Below are 23551 nucleotides of genomic sequence, written 5' to 3' on the forward strand. Positions count from 1 at the left end.
GTGACTGAGGCGGGACGTAACGGTGGTCTCAGGTTCCGGACGCCGGCATGAGTTCCCGCCAGCTTGCCGGGGCTCCCACACCCAGTAAGCCAAAGACTGTATTTACTGACGTGCGCAGCGCCTCGAGTTCACGCATTGCGGCTCGGTGCCGCGCAGTGGCTTCGGCCACGGTGGTCTTGCGGAACCGGATGGTATGCCCGGGCCTGGCCTGGGCAAGGACATCCAGCGAGCGGCTGGTGACGACGCCGAGTACCGGGTATCCGGCCGTCACGCCCCGTCCCCGGTGAAGCACCAGGAGCTCGTCCCGGGACGGGACCTCGATGGCCCCGACTGGAACGCCCCTGGAAAGGACTTCCGCTGCTGACTGCCGTTCCGGAAGCGCCCCGCCGAGGCGGAGGCCGATGTGGTTGCTCCGACCGCTCACGGTGTAGCTGGTGTTGAACAGGAGATCGGCGGTGTCGCCGAATTCGGCGATGTCCGGTCCGTCGGTGACGTCAATGACCGGGCTGGCGCTGGTTCCCGGGCGGGTCAACCCCAGCCGGAACAGCGGAAGATCAAAGTACGGCTGCCTGATCGGCGGCACGGTTTTGCGGGCCCCCAGGACAGTGCCCTCCGCAAGTTTCAGGCCGAACCCGACGACGGTGTCCGGCGCGCAGCTGCCCAGCAGCGTCGGGGCGTCCAGGGCGCCGTGGACGGCGACGTAGACGCGCAGCCCGGTGTTCATGCCGTGCAATGCCACGGTTTCCCCGGCCAGGACCGACACCGGCTCCCACTGCGGACATTCACGCCCGCCCACGGTCAGTGTCAGTGGCGCACCCGTGACGGCGATGAGCAGGTCTGAGTCTGCCCGCATCCGGAAGTCCAGTGCTGTGACTTCGAGGAGCGGATCGTTGTCCGGGTTGCCGGCCAGGATGTTGGCAGCCCGTGCAGAAAACTGGTCCAAGGCCCCGTTCACAGGGAGGCCGTAGCGCGGCCCCTTGAACCGGCCGAGGTCTGTGACGACGGAGTGGCCGGCTTGCTGGATGGTCAGGGTCCCGCTCATGCGGATGCCTCCAGTTCAAGGCCGGCAAAGTGCTGAAATTCGGCGGCCGGTATTTCGTGGAACCGGAGCAGGTCGCCGGGCATGTACGGGACCAGGGGCTGCTTGTCCGGGTTCAGAACGGTCAGCGGCGTTTGGCCGATCACGCACCACCCGCCGGGAGCGGAGGCCGGTGCGATCACTGCCTGCCGGCCGGCGACGGAGACGGCGCCTGCGGGCACGGAAAGCCGGGGGTCCTTGAGCCGGGGTACGGGCAGGGGGAAGTCCGGGCCGTCCATCATGGGCGATCCGGCCGGGGCCCCCAGGCAACGGATGACGTAGGACTTGGCCGTGTGGAGGGCGATGATCGCGGCAACGGAGAGTCCCTCGTGGTCCGCGACCTTCTGGAGGTCGGGTCCGTACTCGCCGCCGTAGACTACGGGGACATCGAACTGCCGGGGCGTGCGGGCCGGGGTGCCGACGTAATCCAGCTGGCGCATGCCCAGGAGGACGAAGGCCCTGATCTGGCGGGCTGATGTGACGTAGGGGTCGAACTCCACCAGCACCGAATCGTAGGTGGGAACCGCGCCGTGTACACCGTCGACGTCGGCCGTCTCAAGCCATGTCGCCAGGGCGTGGACCGCGGCCCAGTTCCGCTCCCGGTCAGGGGAGGTGGCGACGACGCGGAGGGCGGCGTCGCCTGATTCGTGTACCTCGATAGGGGTTGCAGCGGTCATCTCAGGCGGCTTCCGTTTTGGCCGCGAGCACCTGGGGCAGCGGGGCAATGGTCACGCCGGCCGCGGTGAGCTCCTTGCGGATGATGCGGGCCAGGTCCACGGCGCCCGGGTTGTCCCCGTGCAGCAGGACGGTGTCCGCGATGACGGAAAGCTTTACGCCGGACGCCGATTCGATTATTCCTTCGCACACCATGCGGATGGTTCGGTCGACGATGGTTGCCGGGTCATGGATGACGGCGCCGGGCTGGCTGCGCGGCACCAGTGTTCCGTCGTCCTCGTACGCCCGGTCGGCGATGCCCACGATGGCCACGGGCAACCCGCGGTCGGTGGCGGCCTGGGCAAGCTCGCCGTCCTGGGCCAGGACGATCAGGTCTGCGCGGAAGCGGCTGGCGGCATCGGCGACCGCGGTGGCGTAATCCTGGCGGGTGGCGACGAGGTTGCCCAGCCGGCCGTGGGGGGCGATGTGGGCGACGCTGGTGCCGTGGTAGGCGGCGAAGGCGGACAGGGCTCCGAGCTGGTAGAGGACGTCGTTGCGGACTTCAGCCGCGGTGAGATCCATGGCGCGCCGTCCGAAGCCCCGCAGGTCCGGGAAGCTGGGGTGTGCACCGATGCTGACGCCGCGCCGGACGCATTCGGCAACGGTGCGGTCCATGATGTCCGGGTCGCCGGCGTGGAATCCGCAGGCGATGTTCGCGCTGGAGACGATTTCCAGAAGTGCGCTGTCGTCACCCAGGGAGTAGGCACCGAAGCCTTCACCGAGATCTGCCACAAGATCAACCGTGCGACCCATAGTGTGTGCCTTCCTTCGTGGTGTTCTGAGCTGTTGTGCCCGTGGGGGGCCGGAAAAACTTGAGGGGGAAGCGGCCGCCGCGTGGTGAGTCATCGCCATTGCTTATGGCTGTAAACCGCGGTTCCGGCCCTACCCAAAAGTCTGGCACCGTGCGCTGCCCCACACAAAGACGTAATCCATGTCACGGGATAGGCCACCGTTATGACCCCGGGGCCTATCCCGGGCGCCTAGCGCAGGGCTTTGCGCAGGCCCATAGCACGCTCTACGACTACGACGACGGCGAGGGAGATCAGGATGAGGATGACGGACAGTGCCGCCACGGCTGCGTCGGCAGAGTTCTCCACGTACCGCAGGACCTGCACGGGCAGCGTCGGCAGCCCTGATTCGGCCACAAACAGCGAGATGACTGCTTCGTCGAAGGAGACGATGAACGCTATGACGCCGCCGGCGATGACCCCTGGCTGGATGATCGGAAGGGTGATTCGCCGGAAGACGGTCCACGACCCTGCCCCGAGGATCCTTGCCGCCGCCTCGCAGGACGTGTCGGTGGTGGCCAGGCTCATCAGCGTTGTCCTGATCACGAACGGGATGGTGATGGCCACGTGGCCGATGATGATGCCGGTGTAGGTGTTGTTCAGGTTCAGCGGACCAAACAGCAGGACCATGCCCAGCGCCAGGACGATGCTGGGGATCAGCAGTGGCGAGAGGAAGAATGACTGCACCGCTGCCTTGGCTTTGAACTCAAACCTGTCCAGGGCCAATGCCACCGGAACTCCGAGCGCCAAAACGATGACCGTGACGATCACGGCGACAATGAGGCTGACCCGCATGCCGTTCATGAAGGTGCTTTCCTCCGGCAGCATCTCGTACCACTTGAACGTCAGGCCCTCCGGCGGAAAGGACAGGTACTGGTTGGAGGCAAACGAGACAACAAAGACGATCAGCAGCGGCGCCAGGAGGAACAAGTAGAGCAGGAATACCAGGATCCCGAACGCGGGCTTGGCCGGGTTGAACCGCGGCTTGAACAGGCGGGCCTCGGACATGGCTAGCCTCCGATCTTTTTGGTGAGGCGCTGGTAAACGGCGATGATCAGGCCGAACAGGACCAGCAGGATGACGGAGAGTGCTGCCGCAAACGGCCAGTTGAGCAGCCCGGTGGTCTGATCGTAGATTTCCGTGGCGAGCACCTGGACGCTGCCGCCGCCGAGGAGGCGCGGGGTGATGAACGTGCTGATCGACAACACAAAGACCAGCAGGAATGCCGTGAGGATGCCGGGCAGGCTCAACGGCAGAGTCACCCGGGTGAAAATCTGCAGCTTGCTGGCGCCCAACGATCCGGCGGCTTCTTCCAGCTGCGGGCTGAGGCGCCCGAAGCCCGAGATCATCGCGAGGATGGCATAGGGCATAAAGATCTCAACAAGACCGATGGTTACGCCGGTCATGTTGTTGGTCAGCTTGAGCGGCGTATCGATCAGGCCCATTCCGTCCAGCGTGGAGTTTACCAGGCCGTTCGTGCCCAGGATGACCATCCACCCGTAGGTCCGCACAACCGCCGAGGTCAGCAGGGGTGCGATGGCGACGGCGATGAGCAGCCCGCGGTATTTGCTGGTGCTCCGAGCGAGGAAGAGGGCCACCGGGTAGGACACCAGGACGCAGAGCAGTCCCACGGTGACACCCATCTGGAAGGTGTCCAGCGTGACCCGCCAGTAGTACGGATCGGTCAGCGGCTGGATATACGTGTCCAGCGTCAAGGTTTCCTCGATGACACCGTCCGGCGCACCCTTGTTGAAGGACATCCGGACCATGTAGGCCAGCGGGAAAACAAAGCTGACCACGAGTCCGAGAACGCCCGGTATCAGGAGGGCAAGGTAGGTCCGCCGGTTGCGGCGTCCTGTGGACTTTTCCAGCTCGCCTTCAGCCGCGCCGGCCCGGCGGGCGGCCGGGGCCTCGGTCTGGGTGACGGTCACGCTGCCGGCTCTTTCACTGGGGTGGGCAGCAGGTAGGCATCCTGCTCGTTCCACGAAAGATAGGCTGCATCGCCAGTACGGGGCAGGTCGCCGCTGGACGTGGGCATCTGGGACTGCAGGACGCGGTCGCCGGCCTTGACAGCTACGGAGAGGGCATCGCCGGTGTAGTTGACCCGTTCGATGACGCCCGCAATGGTTTCGGTCCCGGCCGGCTGGAGGGACACCCTGAGCCGGTGGGGGCGGATGACGAGTTCATGCGTGGATCCGGTCAGGCCGGGCGCGCCCACCGCACCGAACTGGCCGAGCCCGTCGATGGAGACCCTGTAGTGGGTTTCGCCCTTGGCCGCGGAACCCGTCTCGGAAAGGACCCGGGCGTTGAGGAAGTTCGCCTGGCCGATGAAGTTCGCCACGAACCGCGTCCGTGGCCGTTCGTAGACGTCGGTGGGCGACCCAAACTGTTCGATCAGGCCGCCGTTCATCACGGCGATGCGGTCGGCCATGTCCAGCGCCTCGTCCTGGTCGTGGGTCACGAACAGCGTAGTGGCCCGGGTCCGCTGCTGGATGGAGCGGATCTCGGTCCGCATGGTCTCGCGGAGCTTGGCGTCAAGGTTGGACAGGGGCTCGTCGAGGAGCAGGAGCGTGGGCTCCACTACGAGGGCGCGCGCCAGGGCGATGCGCTGCTGCTGCCCGCCGGACAGGTCCTTGACCTGCCGCTTGGACAGGTGGCCGAGCTGGACCATGTCCAGCGCCCCGGCCACCCGGCGTTTCTGCTCGGACTTTGAGGTCTGGCGCATCTGCAGCCCGAAGGCCACGTTCTGTTCCACATTCATGTGCGGAAAGAGGGCGTAGGACTGGAACACCATGCCCATGCCGCGCTTGTTCACAGGGGTGTGGGTGATTTCCTTGCCATCCACCACAATGGAGCCGGCGGTGGGGTCCATCAGGCCGGCCACCATCCGCAGGGTGGTGGTTTTGCCGCAGCCTGACGGGCCGAGGAGCGCCACCAGGTGCCCCTCCTCCACCTCCATGTTCAGGCGGTCGACGGCCGGGTCAAGACCGGCTGCGTATCTCTTGGTCAGATCCACGATCGACAGTTTTGATTCAGTCACGATTTCAGTTCTCCTGAAGCAGATGGGGGGAGGGGCGCCGTGGGGACGGCTACTTGGTGATGATCTGGCGCTTCCAGGTGTCAGTCCACTTGTCCCGGGCGGAGGACAGGAACTCAACATCGAGGGGGACGATGTTCAGGGAGCCGTCAGTGGGAACCACGCGGTCCTTGACGTCCGCCGGCAGGTCGGCGTTGGTCACGGACGGGGCGTAGAAGAGAGCCTTGGCGAAGGCGGTCTGCGCTTCGGCGGAGAGCGCATAGTCAACGAATGTCTGGGCGGCGGCCTTGTTGGGCGCATCCTTGACGACGTTGACGGTGTTGATCTGGTAGACGGTGCCCTCCTTGGGGAACGTCACGCCCATCTTCTTGTTGCTCTGGTCGCTGTAGAACTGGCCGCGGGCGTTCTGTCCCAGCCCCAGGACCGTCTGGCCGGTGATCACGTTCTGGTATTCGTCGGGGTTGGGGGCGAACGTCTGGACGCCCGGCGCCATCTCCTTAAGGCGGGCAACCGCCTTGTCGATGCTCTTGGTGTAGTCCTCGCCCTCCATCTTGGACGTGATCGCAGTCAGGGACAGACCCAGCAGCGACGGCGGAGCATTGACGTTGATCTTGCCTGCGTAGGCCGGGTCCCAGAGCACATCCCAGCTCTCAGGCGCCTTGGGGAAAGTTGCCGTGTCATAGAGCAAACCAACCGCATCCAGCATGACTACCGGACCGAATCCGCCCTTGTTCTTGAACTGCTCGGGTACGTTCGCCAGGTTGGGAACCGCAGCGGGGTCGATCTTGTCGAAGAGACCCTGCGTGTTGCCCGTGGTGGATACGGAGTTGTCCATGATGGCCACGTCAGTGGCCGGATTGTTCTTCTGGCCCTGGAGTGCGCTCAGCATTTCGGCGGAGGAGCGCTTGGAGGAGTAGTTGATCTTGATGTCCGGGTATTTGGCCTTGAAAGGTTCGATAACGGCAGCCGTGTACTGGTCCTGCCAGACACCGGAGTAGGCAATCAGGTTCAGCTCGCCCGACGTGGCGCTGGAGTTTCCGCCGCTGCTGGACCCTGCGCTGCCCCCGCAGCCGGTCAGCACCAGGGCTGCGGCTGTCGCGGCAGCGGCTAATGCGATTTTGCCTTTAGTGATAACTCTCATTTGAGTCTCTTCCTTAGTCAGGTGGGAATCCGTCGGATTCTGGAGGATGCTTCTAAAAGGTATGGAGCGTATATTTCGTGGACGTAAAAGAAAGCGACGCTTTCTGTAAACGGAGTGATTATGCAAAAGCCATATAGGGGCATCATCGCCGCTTATGGATGGAGGGGTATAATCTGTTTGTCACAGAAATTGTGTTCTGAAGATCAACCTAGTGTCCGAGATGTGGATCACACAAAGACCTATTGCGTATCCCTCCATAAAATCCGGATATGACCCGTCGGGGCTTCAGGGCGCCGCAGACGAAAGAAACGCCGGTATGGACACTCGAAAACTCGCCTACTTCGTGAAGATTGTTGACTCAGGGAGCATCACGAAGGCTGCCGCAGCCCTGCACGTGGCCCAGCCTGCCCTGAGCCAGCAGGTCTCCGCACTGGAAACCGAGCTGAAGCAGCGGTTGCTCATCCGCAGTAAGCAGGGCGTGCAGCCCACAGCCGCCGGCCACACGCTCTACCGGCACGCTCAGACCATCCTTCGGCTGGTCGAACAGGCACGCCAGGATGTGGCGAGTTCGGGGGCCGCCCCTGCCGGCCGCGTGTCAATAGCGATCGCACCGTACAGCATGGCTTCGAGCCTGACGCCGCGCATTATCAGTGAAGTAGCGCGGCGCTACCCGGACATCGTGCTCCACCTGACGGAGATCTACGGCGGTGTGCTGAGCGAGGCCATCAAGAACGGCAGGCTGGACATGGCCCTGATCTACGAGCCTGGGCCCATCCGCGGCGTGCAGTTCACCACCATGATCGTGGAGGATCTTCACCTGGTGGTGAACGGCAAGAACACGGCGGCAGCCAAGTCGGGCGAGATCACCCTTGAGGAGGCAGCGGAATTCGGCCTGTTCCTTCCCGAGCAGAACCACACCCTGCGCCAGATTGTCGAGACCGGCATGCGGGACAAGGGACTCAGCCTTCGCTTGGTGGGCGAGGTGGAATCCGTGCCTTCCCTGACCCGGCTCCTGCGGGCGGACATGGGCGCCACCATCTTGCCGAAGTCAGCAGCCGACGCACTTTTCCACGAGGAAGACTTCCGGGTCCTGCGGATTTTTGATCCAGGGCTGCAGTGCAAAATAGCACTCTGCACGCCGGATCACGAACCACTGTCAGAGGCGGCATCGGCCGTCCTGATGGTGTTGAAGGAAATGCTCCAGGAGATGCTGAGCGCTAAATACACAAGGTAGCTTTGGATCCAAAGCTTTTCCTTATCAGGGCATGTGGATTTGGTCTTAGTAAACTCGCTTCCGCGAAACTAATCTTGAAATATGAAATGTCGGATGAACCGGTAATCATTTCTTCAGTGGAATTAGTTGATTGGGAGCACATCGTGAAAAAGATCAGCAGTGCGCACCGGGTCCCTTCGAGCGGGAGCCGCTTGGCGGCGAGAACCGGATCCCACTGCCCCGCGAACGGGTTCTGGCTTCCCGAAGGACAGCCCGGTCAGTCCGTGTTTGTGTTTGAAGGCAGCATCATGCCCAGGGGCGCGTCAGGGGCGACGCTCTGGCTCCTGGACGAAACCGCCACCGGCCCGGCCGCTTATCCCCTGCCCGGACCGCAGCTTGCCGTTTCCAGGGCCCACTCGCTGGTTGGCTGAACTCGTTGGTCGGCAGAAATAAGCAGGATCGACACCATGCGTAACCGGACACCTCTGGCGTCGACGACCGTGAAGGCAGGGTAAGCCTGGCCAGCCGCGGAAAATGTCAGACCCCCGCTGGATGATTTAGACATGGGAAACCCAGCAGTGGCGAAGGCATTCAAGGACATCAATGCCGCCATTGCTGTGCTTACTGCCGTTGTGGCTGAATCAGGCTCCGATGCGTTTTATAGGGCGATCCGCGGCATGGGTTGGCCGAAGATTGCCTGGACGTTCTGGCCGGGGCGGCGGCGTCGGATGCGCGTATGGCTGCCCTGAAAGCCCAGGCCGCCGCGAAATTCGCTAAAACGGCGGAATCTGTAGCGCCTCCCGGCGCCTCACCGGGGGAAGGTTCGGCGCAAGAGGCCGCGGTGACCGCGGAGATCGCATGCGTCCTGGCCATCGGCGACAGGGCTGCGAGGGCGTTGCTGAACCAGTCCCAGCTGCTGACGACCGCTTTGCCGCTGACGCTGTCCGCCCTGCAGGAGGGCACCATTTCGTGGCAGCACGCGCGGGCCATGGTGGATGAAGCCGCAACCCTTGACCCGGCCGGTGCCGCGTCGCTGGAGGCCCACTTTCTGGACCCGGATGCGCCGAACGCGGCCGGTGGCTGTCCCGCAGGGGAAATGCCGGCGTTCCGGTTCCGTCACAGGGCCCGCACCTGGCGGGAACGCCACCATACGGAGAGTATCGAGAAGCGGCACGCAAAGGGTGTCCTGGATCGTCGGGTCGAGTACGCCCCGGATCAGGACGGGATGGCATGGCTCTCGGCCTACCTCCCCGCGGACCAGGCGGCCGGGATCTGGAACCGGACCACCGCCGTCGCCCGTGGTTTGCAGGGCCCGGACGAGCCCCTGACCCTCACACAGCTACGGGCCGACATCTTCGCCGCCGCCCTCCTCGGCGGCGGGAACCCCGCAGAACATGATCCCGGGCAGGTTCCGCCGCCCCGGGCCCTCGTGATGGTGACGGTCCCGGTGTTTTCCCTGCTCGGCGCCACCGAGGAACCGGCGATGCTTGACGGCTACGGCCCGATCCCGGCCTCGATGGCCCGGGACCTCGTGGCGAACGGGGCCGATTCGTTCTACCGGGTCCTGGTTGACCCGCGGGACGGGGCACCCCTGGAGATCGGCCGCGCCAACTACCGTCTGACCAAGGCCATGCGGAACTGGCTCCGGCTGCGCGACGGCAAGTGCCCCTTCCCTGGCTGCAGTAACCATTCCCTGGACAACGAGGCGGACCACATCCTCGCCTGGGACAAGGGCGGAACCACCGGCGTATCGAATTTGGGTCAACCCTGCCCTAAACATCACCGCATGAGACACACGAGCGCCTGGGAACCCACACCAGCCACAAAGAACGAACCACCCGGCTGGATCTCGCCCACTGGCCGGCACTACAAGAGTGAACACCAGGACTGGGAACCACCACACTGGCCAAAAGGACTGAAACCGGAGCTGACATCAAACGGGCGCGCGCCCTACTCCGCCCCGTGTGATGCCCCCGGCTGCCAGCCGGACATTGTGCACCTCGGGATATCCCTCGGTGAGGGCCGATTGGAACGGTTCCTCCACGCCCGCGCCTGAGCGCCTGACTGGCTGCCCGACACACAGACAAGACGGACAGACAGACAGCACCACGCAGAATCCACCCGGCGGTCGACTCTGCGGCGGCACTGTCAGGTCTGCGGCGGCACTGCCAGGCGCGGAGGAGCCGTTGCTAGGCCTCTTCGACCAGCAGGCCCTTGGCCTTGAGTACCTCGGTGAGGTTGCACAGCTCGATGGTGGTGCCGCCGGCCTTGTACAGGCCGATAAGTTCGCGCTCGGCGTCGTCCCGTTCCTGGGAGAGCCGGATGACATCTTCCACTTCGTCCTTGCGCACCACAACCACGCCGTCGGCGTCGCCGCGCAGGATGTCACCGGGGTAGATGATCTCGTCGCCAAAAACCACAGGGTGGTTGATGGGGCCGATGGTTTCCTTGACCGTTCCCTTGATGCTGACGCTGCCGGAGAACACCGGCAGACCCAGTTCGATCAGGTCCTGGGTGTCCCGGACCCCTGAGTCGGTCACCATGGCGGCAAGACCCTTGGCCTTCATGGCGTTGCCCAGGACGTCGCCAAACGTCCCGGCCTCTTCGAACTCGCCCGCGGCAACCAGGACAACGTCGCCCGGCTCCGCATAATGGATGGCAACCTGCAGCATCAGGTTGTCGCGGGGTGCGCAGCGGACCGTTGTGGCGGGTCCACAGAAGGACATGCTGCGGTCAATCGGCTTGATCTTCGAACTGAGCGCACCCTTCCTGCCCTGGGCTTCGTGGATGGTCGCAGAGGAGAACTTGGACAGCCTGAGGACGGCGTCCGCCGTCGGCCTGTCAACGTTTGTCTTGACGTGGATCATGTTGTGTCCTTCGGTTTGGGGATTGATCAGCTGAGGGCCTGGACTGCTTTGTCGATGGCGGCGGCAGCCTCTTCGATGACGGCCAGGCTGGTTGCATACGAGATCCGGAAGTAGGGCCCGAGCCCATAGGCGGAGCCCGGAATGGCAGCGACGGATGCGTGGTCGAGGAGGTAGAGCACAAAGTCCTGGTCATCTCGGATGACGCTGCCGTCCGGCGTCGTCTTCCCAAGTACCCCGCCGCAGTTCACGTACGCGTAGAAGGCCCCCTCCGGCGTCGAGCATGACAGCCCGGAGATCGCGTTCAAGCCTGCGACGGCGGCGTCCCGGCGGCTGCGGTACACCTCGCCGCTGGTGCGGATGAAGGACTGGTCTCCCGTGAGGGCGGCCGCGGCCGCCGCCTGGCTGACCGACGACGGGCACGAGGAAATCTGTGACTGCAGCTTGTTGATGGCCCCGATCAGGCCGGCCGGACCCGCGCCGTAGCCGAGCCTCCAGCCCGTCATCGCGTACGCCTTGGAGACGCCGTTGATTACCAGGACGCGGTCCTTCAGTTCGGGAGCCGCTTCCACGAGGCCTGTCAGCTTGCCTGCACCGAAGTAGATCTGGTCATAAATTTCGTCGGTCAGGACAAAGACGTGGGGAAAGCCGGCCAGGACGTCCGTGAGCGCGCGCAGTTCGGTGCGTGAGTAGACGGCCCCTGTGGGGTTGGAGGGTGTGTTCAGGATCAGCCACTTGGTCCGGTCGGTGATGGCAGCGCGCAGGGCGTCGGGGGTGAGCTTGAACCCCGAGTCCTCGCCGCAGGGGACGATCACGGGCCGGCCGTCGTTGGCCAGGACCATGTCCGGATAGGAGACCCAGTAGGGGGCGGGAATGATGACCTCGTCGCCGTCGTCCAGGGAGGCCATAAACGCGGTGAAGATGACCTGCTTGGCCCCGCCGCCGATGGTTATTTCGTTGGCGGAGTAGTGCAGGCCGGTGTTCAGCTCCAGGGTCTGCAGGATGGCCTTCTGCAGTGCGGGCGTCCCGGTCACGGAGGTGTATTTGGTTTCGCCGTCGGCGATTGCCTGCACGGCGGCGGCCTTGATGTGTTCCGGCGTATCGAAGTCCGGCTCCCCCACGGTGAGGTCAAGAATGCTGCGGCCCTCTGCTTTGAGCTCCCGGACGCGGGCGGCAGCGGCCACGCTTGGAGACGATTTGATGCGTGAAACACGCGATGCAGGCACGAATTCAGACATGTTCTCTTCCAATGGTTCATCAGTGAGGGGACTTGTGTCATTCGAGCCTATGGACTGCAGGCGGCTGTGGATAAGACGTATTCTGCGTGGACAGATAAGGAAGCCTTATGGCCCCGACCCCACACGATTCACTTATTGCCGCACCGGATTTAGGTATTTCCCGGGAGCCGCGGACACGCCTAGCGTTGTGCGTACTGTTCAAGGGAGAGGAACCGATGGCCCGCCATCAACCAGCAACGGCAAGGGACGGCGGGGCACTCCGGAGCCCGGTGCGATCCCCAGCCCGGGGAGGCTACCGCTATCGAGGCGAGCAACGCCGGCAAGCGGCGGATCAGCAACGGGCAGAGCTCAGCCGGCTGCTCACGGACAAGCAGGGCGCCATCCGCTTCCGGTCGAGCCGGATCCGGGCTCTCGGGGCAAGCCTCAACCAATTTGTGGCGCAGGCCATCCGGGACGGTACTCCCGTCGCGGACCTGGCCCGGATCACCCACCTGTCCGCCCTGGCGGTGCGGCGGACCGGCCGCGCCTTCGACGACCTGCAGCCGATAGGACTCGCGGCGGCCGAGCACCTCAGTGCGATCACACGATTGCTGCGGGAACTGACCGCCTTGGAGGACTCGAAGGCAGCAGTCGAAATGGAGCGCCTGCACCTGCTTGCCGAGGCCAGCAGGCAGCAGATTCTGGACGAATTCGAGCTGGCATCCCTGACGGGGCTCAGGCCTGAACAGATCAAGAAAATGACCCGCGGTGTCGCGGCGCAGCCCCGAAGGAATTTCGCGGACCACCGCGCAACCGGCTGACCGGCTAGCTGGCGGTGATCACAAGGGCAACGCTGTGTCCGCCGAAGCCAAAAGCGTTCACCAGGCCGGCGGGGGCCGAGCCGGGCGCCAGCGTGTGGGCATTTTCAGTGACGATGTTCAGGTTCACTTCGGGGTCCAGCGCTTCGACGTTCGCGGTTCCGGGGAGCTGTCCGGTCTGCAGGGCCTGGACCACCACAACCGCCGCGAGCGCACCGGCGCCGCCCAGGAGGTGGCCGGTGTGGCCTTTGGTGGAGGTCACGGGCACGTCGGCACCGAAAATGGCGTTGATGGCCTGGGCTTCAAGCCGGTCCCCTACCGGGGTGGAGGTGGCGTGCGCATGGACGAAGCCGATCTCCGAAGCCTGCATTCCGGCCGACTCCAGGGCCTTCTGCATGACCCGCCGCTGCATGGCCGGGTCCGCGGCCACGATGTCGTTGGCGTCGGAGGTTACCGCCCCGCCGGCCACTGCGCCGAGGATGGCGGCGCCGCGCGCCAGGGCGTGGGCTTCACTCTCAAGCACCACAATGCCGGCGCCTTCCGCGAGGACAAAGCCGTCGCGGCCGCCGTCGAACGGGCGCGACGCGAGATGGGGTTCGCCGTTGCGCGTGGAGAGTGCCCGGATCTGGGAGAAACCGGTGATCACCAGGTCGTTCACGGAGGCGTCCACGCCGCCGGCAATCACGACGTCGGCCGCGCCGGAGCGGATCATTTCGGCGCCTTGGACAATTGCTTCCGCGCCGGACGCGCAGGCGCTGACCGGGGTCCGGGCTCCGCCGCGGGCGCCGAGGTCAATGGAGACCCAGGCCGCGGGGCCGTTGACCATAAGCCGGGTGAGGGTGTGCGGCGAGACCCGGCGCGGGCCGCCGCTGGCGAGCGCACGGTCCTGTTCTAGGGTGGAGCCCAGGCCGCCATAGGCGGAGCCGATCACCACGGCGAACCGTTCGGGGTCGACGTCGGGCGCCCCGGCCTGCTGCCAGGCTTCCCGGGCAGCCACCAGCGCCAGTTGCCCGCACCGGTCCATGCGCTTCAGCTCGCGCGTGGTGAGGTGCTCCGAGAGATCCGCGGTGACCTGTCCGGCGATGCGCACGGGCAGTTGTTCCGCCCAGTCCTCGTCCAGTGCGGCGATGCCGGACTGTCCCGCCAGCAGGCCGGTCCAGGTTTCCGCCACGGAGGAGCCGAGCGGGTTGATGGTGCCGGCGCCGGTGATCAGCGCGCGGGGTTGGTCTGCAGGCATTGGTCGCTACTTTGCTGGGTTGTGGGTGCCGATGGGCACGAGGGTCAGATCGGGGTGGTTCTTCTCGATCCGGCGCAGGGCCCAGACGTCGTTGAACAAGGCGAGGTATTCGCCGTCGGACCTCAACAGCACCTCGGCGCCGGGCACGTTGGCCAGCGCGGGCATGGCGTCCGCCGTCGAAATCCTGGCGATGGAGTACGGCAGGCGTTCGAGCCGCATGGGGGCGCTGAAGTCATGCGCCATGCGGTCCTCCACCACCTCGAACTGCATGGGGCCGACGGCGGCAAGCACCGGCGCCTGGTCGCCGCGGACGTCGGAGCGGAGCACCTGGATGACGCCCTCGTGCTCGAGCTGCTCGATGCCGCGGCGGAACTGCTTGAACTTGCTGGGGTCCTTGGACCGGGCCACCTGGAAGTGTTCCGGGGCGAACAGCGGGATGGCCGGGTACTCCACGGCGCCTTCGAGGAAGAGGCTGTCGCCCACGCGAAGTGTGGAGGCGTTGACCAGGCCCACGACGTCGCCGGGGTAGGCCTCGTCGATGACCTCGCGTTCGCGGCCGAACACCTGCTGGGCGTACTTGGTGGCGAAGGACTTTCCGGTGCGGGTCTGCGTGACCACCATGCCGCGCTCAAAGATGCCGGAGCAGACGCGGATGAAGGCGACGTGGTCGCGGTGGGCCTTGTTCATGCCGGCTTGGACCTTGAAGACAAAGCCGGAGAAGGATGATTCAACCGGGCGCGGGCTGCCCTCAACGTCGGGCCGGGGTGCGGCGTGCGGCGCGAAATCGACCAGGGCGTCGAGCAGTTCCTTCACGCCGAAGTTCAGGGCGGCGGAGCTGAACAGGATGGGGGTGGCGGTGCCCGCATGGAAGGCTTCGACGTCGAATTCGAGGTTGGACTCGATGACCAGGCCGGCCTCGTCCACGGCGTCGGTCCAGTTGCTGCCCTGCGTCTCGGCGGCCTCTTCGGGCGTGAAGTACTCGGTCAGCGCGATGTTGGCGCCGGAATTGTTGCGCTGGAAGCGGGCGAAGCGGTCCTGGCGGAGGTCCCAGACACCGCGGAAGTCACCGGAGATGCCCACGGCCCAGGTCAGCGGCATGGGCTGCAGGCCGGTGCGCTCGGTGAGCTCGTCCATCAGCGCCAGCGCGTCCAGGCCGGGCCGGTCCCACTTGTTGATCACGGTGATGATGGGCAGGTTGCGCTGCTTGCAGACCTCAAACAGCTTCATGGTCTGCGTTTCCAGGCCCTTGGCGGCGTCCACGAGCATCACTGCGCAGTCGACGGCGGCCAGGACGCGGTAGGTGTCCTCGGAGAAGTCCGCGTGGCCGGGGGTGTCCAGCAGGTTGATGACGGTGTCCCGGTAGGAGAACTGCAGGGCGGCGGAGCTGATGGAGATGCCGCGGTCCTTCTCCATCTGCATCCAGTCCGAGACCGTTTCCTTGCGGTTGGCCTTCCCGCTGGAGGCCCCGGCGGTGCCGATCACCTTCGCGTGCAGCGCCAGTGCCTCGGTGAGGGTGGACTTGCCGGCGTCGGGGTGCGAAATGACAGCAAAGGTCCGACGCCGGGCCGCCTGTTTGTGAATCTCGTTGACCCGGGCGGGGCTAAGGACATCTTGGGACACGGTGCTACTTTCGCTGCGGTGGGGTTACCCCAAGGCGCTCGGCAGGCCTCAAGGGGAAGCATGGCTCTGTGACAGCCAAGTTCCAAGTTTATCGCAGCGGCGGGCCCGCACCGAAGGTGGCAGCCTATCGCCCCGGAAACCAGCACTTCAGACTGCGGACAAGCGCAGAAAACGAGAAGCCATAACAATGGATAAGTGAATAAGCATTGGTAAACTCGATCCATGTCCACGTTTGAGGAGAGGTCGTCCTGGCCACCGCTTGGCTATGAGGAACGGCCCTGGCACAGCGTCCAGGACGAGTATGGCTCACGAACGCAGAAGCGTTTGGCCGCGGGTCCGTACTTGGCGGCGGTGCCCGCATTCATCGCCGACCAGTCGATCTCGCTCGATAGCGAGCTGCACGCGCTGACTGAAGAGGCCGCGAGCGAGCTGGCCCGCTTCGATGCGGAAGTAGGTCAAATCGCGGCACCATTCGCGTCCATTCTCCTGCGCACCGAGAGCGCCTCCAGCTCGGAAATCGAGAACCTCACGAGCGGCGCACGGCAGATCGCCTTGGCGGAGCTCGGTGAGCACGCCTCGAAGAATGCGCAGCTCATCGTCGGCAACGTCCGAGCCATGCAAGCAGCTCTTTCGCTGTCCGAGTCCATCGACGGCCACGCCATCCTGGAAATGCATCGCGCACTGCTCGAGCAAAGCAATCCCGAAATCGTCGGCCATTGGCGTGACCAGCAGGTCTGGATCGGTGGCGGGGGCCTCGGACCGCACACCGCACAGTTTGTCCCTCCCCATCAGGATCGGGTCCCCGCGCTCATGGACGACCTCTGCACCTTCGCCAATCGCGCCGACCTTCCCGTGCTCGTTCACACCGCGATCGCTCACGCCCAATTCGAGACAATCCACCCGTTCCCCGATGGCAACGGAAGGGTCGGTCGCGCTCTCATCCAGTCGATGCTGCGCGGCGGACAGCTCACTCGAAACGTTGCCGTTCCTGTCTCCGCAGGTTTGCTCCACAACACCAGCCATTACTTTGATTCCCTGAGTGCGTACCGGTCCGGAGACATCGCCCCGGTTGTTCGTTCACTCGCCGAGGCATCCTTCGCGGCGGTGCACAACGGCCGTATCCTCATCAACGACCTGGAAATCGTGCAAGTCGAATGGCGAGGGCGCATCAGCGCAAGACGAGACTCGGCAGCCCACCGGCTCGTAGACGTTCTCCTTCGCCAACCCGTGATTGGCGCAGCCGCAGCCGCAGCTCAGCTTGGCATATCGGCTGTCAACGCTCAGGTCGCCATCGACCGCCTCGTTGACGCCAACATTCTGACCCAAATCACAGACGGAAGACGAAACCGAATTTGGCTTGCGAAGGACGTCGTTCAGATCCTTGACGATTTCGCCGCCCGAGCAAAGCGGCGCCGATAGTCTGACGGTGAACGGACACACTCAGAGCGGACCGAGCGCTGCCCGATTTGGCGTCCAGCTCCTGCCCGCAACGGAACCCTCTACGGGACATCGATGAAGATATGGCTAGCGAGTGGTCCTATTGAGTGGCCACGAGCTCTATTTCGAAGCCGTCTGAATTCTCGAGGTAGGCGGCGTAATGCCCGCTGCCTCCTGCATGTGGATACTTCTCCCGGAACAACTGCGTCCAGCCGTACTCAGCACCGTCGTTAGCCAGCGTGTCCACACGTAGCCGGCTAGCCACTATGAATGCCAGATGATTCAAACCAGGCGCTGTTCGTTGATGATGCAGGCCACTCAAGTCCGGCGATTCTTCTAGAACTATGTAAGTAGGGCCTTTCAGCCAACTGATTCCCTGGGGCCAAGTCTGGTAGGTCGCGTACCCCAAGGCAGACAAGATCCAGCCCCACTCAATCGTGGCCCTAGTAAGATCCGGCACCCACAGTTCGATATGGTGCAAGGCACCTTCTGACTCGTCATTCACTGTGCGAGTCTTTCACGCTGATTTGTCTGAGGCTCTCAGTTTATGGGGCGCACCATTCAATCGCGGGCGCCCATGTCGGAGTCCCGCTTGGGGAGCCTTCGCCGGGACAGGATGTAGCGGCGTTCCAGCCGGCCCGCCGAGTTGCGGACCTTGGTCTCGGACGTCGGAATCCAACCGGCACTTTCGTAGGAGGAGATTGCTCTCTTGTTGTCGGCGATAACCCAGAGCTCCATAGGAGTCTGTGCCTCAACCGAGTGGTGTCGGAGGTGGTCAAGGAGTTGCCGCGCATGACCCTTGCCCCAAGCTTCCGGGTCAACTGCGAGGTAGAGCACTTCCAAGACATCCACATGAGGGACGACGATCGAGAACGCCATCGCGCGATCGCCTATGCGCATCATCAGTAGTAACGCCCCGTCCAAGGCAAGCGCCGATTTAATACCCGGCAGCTTGTCGTCGAGCGGTGGAATGACGGGGAGCTGATCCCGCAGAGCGGTAGCACGAGCCCAGATTCCGGCCGCGTCCCGGGTGGGGCACTTCCCTGCTCCGCACGAACGTCTGGAAGTCGTGATGAGTTCATCCGTCGATCGTGCGGCCCAGGGCGAACTCGCGTCGTTCCGGATCCTCCAACGCCAGCCGTCACAGCGAGAGCGGCCGATAACGGCGCAGTTACGCCGGTTCTTCGGGGGACGCAGCGGCAACAAGGTCCGATACGCGCGTCTGCTCGTCGACGCATTGCCGGCCGGACATGCGCCTCCGCCGCTCGACCGCCTCGTTTCATCATTCTGATGTGACCACCCCGTCCGGCGGGCTGTTTCGGTGAAACGCCACAAAATGCTTATCAGACAGCCGCCGTCGTACGCGTTCCCGAGGCACTTCGCGGCACCCACTAAAGGGGCACTTTGGGGCTTGTCCGTGCGGTTGTTGCCGCTTCTTACCTCTATCATTGAGCTTGCGGGAAACTGAGTACTTTTGATCCTGCCGGCTGAGTGTAAAAAACCGGCGTACCTGCGGGCGGTAGTCTGCACCTTTGAAGGGAACACCTATGGCTCGGAGCCCCGAAGAATCGCTCAAGGCGACTCTGGGCAGAGTGGCTCCAGGCACGCCGTTGCGCGATGGGCTGGAACGCATCCTCCGGGGGCGGACCGGTGCGCTGATTGTGCTGGGCTCGGACCGGACCATCGATTCCATCTGCTCCGGCGGTTTCGACATCGGCATCGACTTCTCCCCCACAAGGCTCCGTGAACTGGCCAAGATGGACGGCGCCATCATCTGCGACAAGGACGCCGGCAACATTCTGCGCGCCGCGGTCCAGCTGGTCCCGGACTCAAGCATCGAAACCCAGGAATCCGGCACCCGGCACCGCACGGCGGAGCGTGTGGCCATCCAGACCGGCGTTCCCGTGATTTCCGTCAGCCAGTCCATGCAGATCATCGCCCTGTACGTGAACGGGCTCCGGCACGTGCTGGAGGGATCCGAAAAAGTCCTGGCCCGCGCCAACCAGGCCCTCGCCACGCTGGAACGGTACCGTTCGCGGCTGGACCAGGTGACCAGTTCCCTGTCCGCCCTGGAGATCGAGGCCATGGTGACCGTCCGCGACGTCGCGGTCACCCTGCAGCGCCAGGAAATGGTCCGCCGGATCTCCGAGGAAATCTCGCAGTACGTCCTGGAACTTGGCGAGGACGGGCGCCTGCTTTCCCTCCAGCTCGATGAGCTGACAGTGGGCCGCGGTCCCGGCAGCGACGTCATCATCCGCGACTACGCCGGACCGGACGCGTCCGCGGAGGACATCGAACGGGCCGTCAGCGCGCTGGTGAACCTCGGCCCCACGGAGCTGATCGACCTGGGCAAGATCTCCGGGATCGTGGGTTTTGCCGGCGGCGAGGCCAACCTCGACGCCGTGGTTCAGCCCCGCGGTTACCGGCTGCTGTCCGGCCTCAAGGCAGTCCCCAAGGCTGTTGCCGACCGCCTGGTGGACCACTTCGGCGGCCTGCAGTTCCTGATGGCGGCCACCATCGACGACCTCATGACCGTTGACGGCATCGGCGACCAGCGCGCCCGGACCGTCCGCGAAGGCCTGAGCCGCATGGCCGAAGCCAGCCTGCTGGACCGCTTCCTCTAGATTCCCCGCCGGCGTGGGCCCAAGGTAGGGCGGATCAGCTGAGCTGGAACACGGCCTTGGGGCTGGCCCTCGAGCCGAGCTTGGCCGTGAAGATGTAGTACGCCCCGCCGGCCCCTGGTCTGGCCTCGATGGGGCTGCAGCCTTCCAGCGTGCGGTTCCGGCTCCACGGGAAGTTCGCCGTATCGCTGGCGCCCGGGGCAATCGTCTTTACGAGGTCTTGGCTTTTGGCCTGGCAGTCCTTGGACGAGAAGATCCTGTCCGCGCCGCTGGTCACCAGGAACTCCATCTGGGACGTTCCGATGTTCACCTCGCACGGCATGGTTCCGCCGTTGGTCACCTTCAGGGTAAGCAGCGGGTTCTCCTCGGGGCCATAGGCGGCTTTGTCGGTCGAAGCGGAAACCGTCACCAGGTTTTGGTTGCAGGAAGGCGTGGGTGTGGGAGTGGGTTCGCTGCCCGCAGTTTCCGACGGCGATGCGCCGGGGGCGGGGGCCGTTTCAGTGGCGCCGTCGGTCGAGGATGCCTGCTCGGTGCCGCTGAAGGCGCCGGCCACCGCAAAGCCACCGAACGTGAGCGCCACCGCCATCAGCAGGGCGGTTCCCACAAAAAGCCGACGACGGCGGTAGACAGCTGCGCTCGGCTGCCGGGTAGCTCCGGACCCGCCCCGGGAACCGGATGCGGATGCCGTCTTGCGCGGTGATGAATTGCCTTGCCTGCCCATCCTTCTAGGCTAGAGAACCCACCGGATTCTGCCGTCCCACCACGCCGGTCCCCCGGCCAACGCTAGGTCACAGTTTGTCCGCGGCATCTTCGCGCGGGCGCCCGGGAATCCACTACAGTGTTGGGATCGACGCTACAACCCTTTCCCCATCCATGCCCGCGGACGGCGCCCCCGCTACGGCCCCGTTCGGCACCGATGACCTCCGCCCCGGCCAGCTCGCGGCGCTGCACGGCAGGATCACCGGCTGGTTCGCTGAGACGGCGAGGGACTTGCCCTGGCGCGAACGCCACTGCTCACCGTGGGGAGTCCTGGTCAGCGAGATCATGCTGCAGCAGACCCCAGTGGTGCGGGTGCTTCCTGTCTGGCGGGAATGGCTCAAGCGCTGGCCCACCCCCGCCGCCCTCGCCGGCGAGCCTGCAGGGGAAGCCGTCCGCTCCTGGGGCAGGCTCGGCTACCCCCGCCGGGCACTCCGCCTGCACGCAGCCGCCGCTGCCATCGTCCGCGACCACGGCGGCAAGGTCCCCGGCAACTACACGGAGCTGCTGGCCCTGCCCGGGGTGGGCAGCTACACGGCCGCGGCCGTTGCCGCCTTTGCCTTCGGACTCCGGGAGACTGTGGTGGACACGAACATCCGGCGTGTGCACGCGCGCCTGGTATCCGGCGTCGCGCTCCCCTCGCCATCGCTGAACGCTGCGGAGATGCGGCTCGCGGCGGAACTGCTGCCGGACGACGTCGGGACCTCCGTGCACTGGAATGCTGCGGTAATGGAACTGGGGGCGCTGGTCTGCACGGCGCGGGCGCCCAAGTGCGCGGACTGCCCGGTGCGGGACTCCTGTGCGTGGCTGGCAGCCGGCGAGCCGCCGCCGTCGTACGCTCCCAAAGGTCAGGCGTGGCACGGAACTGACCGGCAGGTCCGGGGTGCCGTGATGGCTGTGCTCCGGCGTGCGGACGCACCCGTGCCGGCGGAAATGTTCCAGCGGGAGCCTGCTGACCTGGGCTTCGCCGCGGACGGAATCGGCGTGCCCCTGTCCGCACTGCACCGCCTGAACTCCGCGCCGGAACAGCTCGAACGTGCCATTGCCGGCCTCCTTGGCGACGGGCTGGCCGAGCTACACCAGGGCGGTTACCGGCTGCCAGCCTGAGGCCCCTTTAGGGTGGCCCGCGCCCGGATGGCATACTTTCTGGTGACTCAAACCGGGGGAAATTCATGAGAATCGTGTTGTACGTCATCTGGGCACTGTTTGTTGCGGGCGTTATTTTTGCGCTGGTCCGTTCGCTGCGGAAGACCAAGCGGCAGGAAAAACTGATCGCCGGCTGGCCAAAGGTCCAGGCGACCGTCACCGGCAACGTCGCGGGCTGGACACATGGCGGAGGCGGCTCAACGCGGAGCCGGCGCTTCTACCCCACGTACCAGTTCGCCGACCCCAACGGGACCCTGTATGCCGGCGAATCCGAGGTCTCGTACGCCAACCGGCAGGCACCGGGATCGCCCCTGGCAGTGGCCTACAACCCGGCGAATCCCAACCAGTCTTTCCAGGTGGCGTCCGAATCGAAAATCGTGATCGGGTGCCTGATGCCGGTCTTCGTATTTTTCGCCCTGCTGCTGTTCTGGGTCGCCGGCGCCTTCCCGGTGGGCTGAACCGTGGAGTCCCTGAAACTGCTGTTCATCGTGCTGCCCGGGCTTTTCCTTGCCGCAGGCCTGATCCTGATGGGGCTGTCCCTGGCCGCGTCCTTCCGCCGGAAACGTTCCATGGCGGGGTGGCAGGAGGCTTCGGCCACCGTCACGGGAAACCTGCACGGCACGGACGGACCCGCGAGCAACGGCCGGAACCGGTTTGCGCCGTCGTACGAATTCGCGGACGCCGGGGGCAAACGCTGGCTGGGGCAGGCCGATATCTACAGCCAGGACCAGGCGATCATCGGCACCCACATACCCGTGGTCTACAACCCGGCAAATCCCGCCGAATCCACCCTGCCGGTCTTCGCTGTTGCCAAAGGCCGGCTGGCCACAGGTCTCATTATGGTGATCTTTGGGGCCACAGCCATAACAATGTTTGCATCACTTTCCTGGTAGCAATGCGGGCTTCCGGCTCCGGATTTACGCTGAAGTATGGGCAAGCCCGGGGTACTTCTGGCACTGATGACGACGGCGGTTCTCACCTCCGGCTGCCACTACTACTACCCCGTGCCGGAGCCGTGCCCTGCCATCGCCCAGGCCACTGCCGTCTCCGTTACCGTGGCGCGGGAGTACGTGGCGCACGTGGGATCGTTGCGCCTGAAGGCCTGCCAGGACGGCGTCTGCAAGGAAGCCCCCGTCGAGCTGTTTCACGGAACGGCATCCATCGACCAAGGCTGCACACCGGACGGCGTCTGCTCTGCCACGGCTTCCCCGGACGGGACCATGATCGGGATGCTGATGCTGGAGTCCCTCACGGAGGCCCCGATGGCGCTGACCGCCACGGGTACTTCTGCTGGCGGATCCGCCCTCCCTGTGCGCACCTTGGATTTCCGGCCCCGCGGGGCCCACCCCTACGGGGAGCATTGCGGGAGGTTTGTCACGGCTTCGGTGATTCTCGACGCCGAGGGACTGCGACAAGCCGTTTGACCGCCCTCGCTGGCGACAAATAAGCCCCGTCAAACCCCGCCCTTGACTTCCACTCAGGACACTTCTACGGTCTGTATTACCAGCATCGGCAACGTTGGATTTAGAACAGGTTCCCCGCCGGGAAGGGGTAAGGATGCCACTTTCAGATCGGGAGCGGAAACAGCTCGAGGAGCTGGAATCGGGCCTGGCGGCAGACGATCCGAGGCTCGCCGAGGAACTCTCGACCGGCTCCGTGGGCCTCAGGTTTGGGCGCCGTATCTACCTCGGTGCCATCGCATGCCTGATCGGGCTGGTGTTGCTTATTGTCGGGGTCAGCACGCAGATCATCGTGGTCGGCGTCGGCGGTTTCCTGCTGATGGGAGCCGGCACGTACCTGCTCGTGGACAAGCGGTCCTTTAGTCTGGGCCGCAGCCGCCAGGTAAAATAGGCAACTCAGGCCA

Annotated in this window: 24 protein-coding genes and 1 pseudogene; 11 read left to right on the forward strand and 14 right to left on the reverse strand. The window is 64.9% G+C overall.

Annotation, left to right across the window (positions count from 1 at the left end):
• Positions 1-28: 28 nt before the first annotated feature.
• From ACX80X_RS12440 to ACX80X_RS12470, 7 genes are all read right to left on the reverse strand, one after another.
• Positions 29-1042, reverse strand: a complete 1014-nt coding sequence (locus tag ACX80X_RS12440; protein WP_252602487.1) for a 5-oxoprolinase subunit C family protein — start codon at positions 1040-1042, stop codon at positions 29-31.
• Positions 1039-1755, reverse strand: coding sequence for a 5-oxoprolinase subunit B family protein (locus ACX80X_RS12445; protein ID WP_252602489.1), 717 nt, complete (start codon positions 1753-1755; stop codon positions 1039-1041). The genes ACX80X_RS12440 and ACX80X_RS12445 overlap by 4 nt, the downstream gene beginning before the upstream one ends.
• A gap of 1 nt (position 1756) precedes the next feature.
• Positions 1757-2545, reverse strand: coding sequence for a LamB/YcsF family protein (locus ACX80X_RS12450; RefSeq protein ID WP_459312202.1), 789 nt, complete (start codon positions 2543-2545; stop codon positions 1757-1759).
• Between the two features lie 227 nt (positions 2546-2772).
• Positions 2773-3588, reverse strand: coding sequence for an ABC transporter permease (locus tag ACX80X_RS12455; RefSeq protein WP_252602492.1), 816 nt, complete (start codon positions 3586-3588; stop codon positions 2773-2775).
• Positions 3589-3590: 2 nt separating this feature from the next.
• The gene (locus ACX80X_RS12460) at positions 3591-4511 is read right to left on the reverse strand and encodes an ABC transporter permease (protein WP_252602493.1); all 921 of its coding nucleotides are present in this window, start codon (positions 4509-4511) and stop codon (positions 3591-3593) included.
• A complete protein-coding gene (locus ACX80X_RS12465) occupies positions 4508-5620 on the reverse strand; it encodes an ABC transporter ATP-binding protein (RefSeq protein ID WP_252602494.1) in 1113 nt (370 codons plus the stop codon). Before ACX80X_RS12465 ends, ACX80X_RS12460 begins: the two co-directional genes overlap by 4 nt.
• A gap of 49 nt (positions 5621-5669) precedes the next feature.
• Positions 5670-6758 carry an ABC transporter substrate-binding protein gene (locus ACX80X_RS12470; protein WP_252602495.1) on the reverse strand — a complete coding sequence of 363 codons (1089 nt, stop codon included), beginning with the start codon at positions 6756-6758 and terminating at the stop codon, positions 5670-5672.
• A 316-nt stretch (positions 6759-7074) separates the two neighbouring features.
• Between ACX80X_RS12470 and nac the strand changes: the two genes are divergently transcribed.
• The 3 genes and pseudogenes from nac (at position 7075) to ACX80X_RS12485 (ending at position 10027) form a co-directional block, all read left to right on the forward strand.
• Complete coding sequence (gene nac / locus ACX80X_RS12475) at positions 7075-7992, forward strand: nitrogen assimilation transcriptional regulator NAC (RefSeq protein ID WP_252612173.1); 918 nt, start codon at positions 7075-7077, stop codon at positions 7990-7992.
• Between the two features lie 116 nt (positions 7993-8108).
• Positions 8109-8402: a hypothetical protein gene (locus ACX80X_RS12480; protein ID WP_252612171.1), complete on the forward strand. Its 294-nt coding sequence runs from the start codon at positions 8109-8111 to the stop codon at positions 8400-8402.
• A 132-nt stretch (positions 8403-8534) separates the two neighbouring features.
• A pseudogene (locus ACX80X_RS12485) lies at positions 8535-10027 on the forward strand (HNH endonuclease signature motif containing protein).
• Positions 10028-10160: 133 nt separating this feature from the next.
• Here ACX80X_RS12485 and ACX80X_RS12490 read toward each other — a convergent pair.
• Both ACX80X_RS12490 and ACX80X_RS12495 read right to left on the reverse strand, forming a co-directional pair.
• A complete protein-coding gene (locus ACX80X_RS12490; protein WP_252601669.1) occupies positions 10161-10838 on the reverse strand; it encodes a 4-carboxy-4-hydroxy-2-oxoadipate aldolase/oxaloacetate decarboxylase in 678 nt (225 codons plus the stop codon).
• 26 nt (positions 10839-10864) lie between these two features.
• On the reverse strand, positions 10865-12073 hold the full coding sequence (locus ACX80X_RS12495) for an aspartate transaminase (RefSeq protein WP_252610963.1): 1209 nt from the start codon (positions 12071-12073) through the stop codon (positions 10865-10867).
• A 269-nt stretch (positions 12074-12342) separates the two neighbouring features.
• Between ACX80X_RS12495 and ACX80X_RS12500 the strand changes: the two genes are divergently transcribed.
• Positions 12343-12873: a hypothetical protein gene (locus ACX80X_RS12500; protein ID WP_252614489.1), complete on the forward strand. Its 531-nt coding sequence runs from the start codon at positions 12343-12345 to the stop codon at positions 12871-12873.
• Positions 12874-12877: 4 nt separating this feature from the next.
• Here the strand turns inward: ACX80X_RS12500 and ACX80X_RS12505 are convergent, their stop codons facing one another.
• Both ACX80X_RS12505 and ACX80X_RS12510 read right to left on the reverse strand, forming a co-directional pair.
• Entirely contained in the window at positions 12878-14107 is a 1230-nt protein-coding gene (locus tag ACX80X_RS12505; RefSeq protein ID WP_252601674.1) for a beta-ketoacyl-[acyl-carrier-protein] synthase family protein, read from the reverse strand.
• Positions 14108-14113: 6 nt separating this feature from the next.
• A complete protein-coding gene (locus ACX80X_RS12510) occupies positions 14114-15727 on the reverse strand; it encodes a peptide chain release factor 3 (RefSeq protein WP_252601675.1) in 1614 nt (537 codons plus the stop codon).
• A 222-nt stretch (positions 15728-15949) separates the two neighbouring features.
• Here ACX80X_RS12510 and ACX80X_RS12515 point away from each other — a divergent pair, with 222 nt between their 5' ends.
• The gene (locus ACX80X_RS12515; protein WP_252614488.1) at positions 15950-17146 is read left to right on the forward strand and encodes a Fic family protein; all 1197 of its coding nucleotides are present in this window, start codon (positions 15950-15952) and stop codon (positions 17144-17146) included.
• A 118-nt stretch (positions 17147-17264) separates the two neighbouring features.
• On the opposite strand, the gene ACX80X_RS12520 is transcribed toward ACX80X_RS12515, so the two are convergent.
• The gene (locus tag ACX80X_RS12520; protein WP_252610954.1) at positions 17265-17669 is read right to left on the reverse strand and encodes a VOC family protein; all 405 of its coding nucleotides are present in this window, start codon (positions 17667-17669) and stop codon (positions 17265-17267) included.
• A gap of 56 nt (positions 17670-17725) precedes the next feature.
• A complete protein-coding gene (locus ACX80X_RS12525; protein ID WP_459312228.1) occupies positions 17726-18613 on the reverse strand; it encodes a GNAT family N-acetyltransferase in 888 nt (295 codons plus the stop codon).
• A 98-nt stretch (positions 18614-18711) separates the two neighbouring features.
• Here ACX80X_RS12525 and disA point away from each other — a divergent pair, with 98 nt between their 5' ends.
• Positions 18712-19788: a DNA integrity scanning diadenylate cyclase DisA gene (gene disA / locus ACX80X_RS12530; RefSeq protein ID WP_104060140.1), complete on the forward strand. Its 1077-nt coding sequence runs from the start codon at positions 18712-18714 to the stop codon at positions 19786-19788.
• 34 nt (positions 19789-19822) lie between these two features.
• On the opposite strand, the gene ACX80X_RS12535 is transcribed toward disA, so the two are convergent.
• On the reverse strand, positions 19823-20506 hold the full coding sequence (locus ACX80X_RS12535; RefSeq protein ID WP_252601685.1) for a hypothetical protein: 684 nt from the start codon (positions 20504-20506) through the stop codon (positions 19823-19825).
• A gap of 152 nt (positions 20507-20658) precedes the next feature.
• On the opposite strand from ACX80X_RS12535, the gene ACX80X_RS12540 reads away from it, so the two are divergent.
• The 5 genes from ACX80X_RS12540 (at position 20659) to ACX80X_RS12560 (ending at position 23538) form a co-directional block, all read left to right on the forward strand.
• On the forward strand, positions 20659-21648 hold the full coding sequence (locus ACX80X_RS12540; RefSeq protein WP_252614486.1) for an HhH-GPD family protein: 990 nt from the start codon (positions 20659-20661) through the stop codon (positions 21646-21648).
• A 65-nt stretch (positions 21649-21713) separates the two neighbouring features.
• Positions 21714-22145 (forward strand): DUF3592 domain-containing protein, encoded by a 432-nt coding sequence (locus tag ACX80X_RS12545; protein WP_252614485.1) that lies wholly within the window; start codon positions 21714-21716, stop codon positions 22143-22145.
• A gap of 3 nt (positions 22146-22148) precedes the next feature.
• Positions 22149-22580, forward strand: a complete 432-nt coding sequence (locus ACX80X_RS12550) for a DUF3592 domain-containing protein (RefSeq protein WP_252614484.1) — start codon at positions 22149-22151, stop codon at positions 22578-22580.
• Positions 22581-22616: 36 nt separating this feature from the next.
• Positions 22617-23111, forward strand: coding sequence for a hypothetical protein (locus ACX80X_RS12555; protein ID WP_252614483.1), 495 nt, complete (start codon positions 22617-22619; stop codon positions 23109-23111).
• Positions 23112-23244: 133 nt separating this feature from the next.
• Positions 23245-23538, forward strand: a complete 294-nt coding sequence (locus tag ACX80X_RS12560) for a DUF3040 domain-containing protein (protein WP_252614482.1) — start codon at positions 23245-23247, stop codon at positions 23536-23538.
• The last annotated feature ends 13 nt before the right edge of the window (positions 23539-23551 follow it).

It is taken from the genome of Pseudarthrobacter sp. MDT3-1, assembly GCF_054510755.1.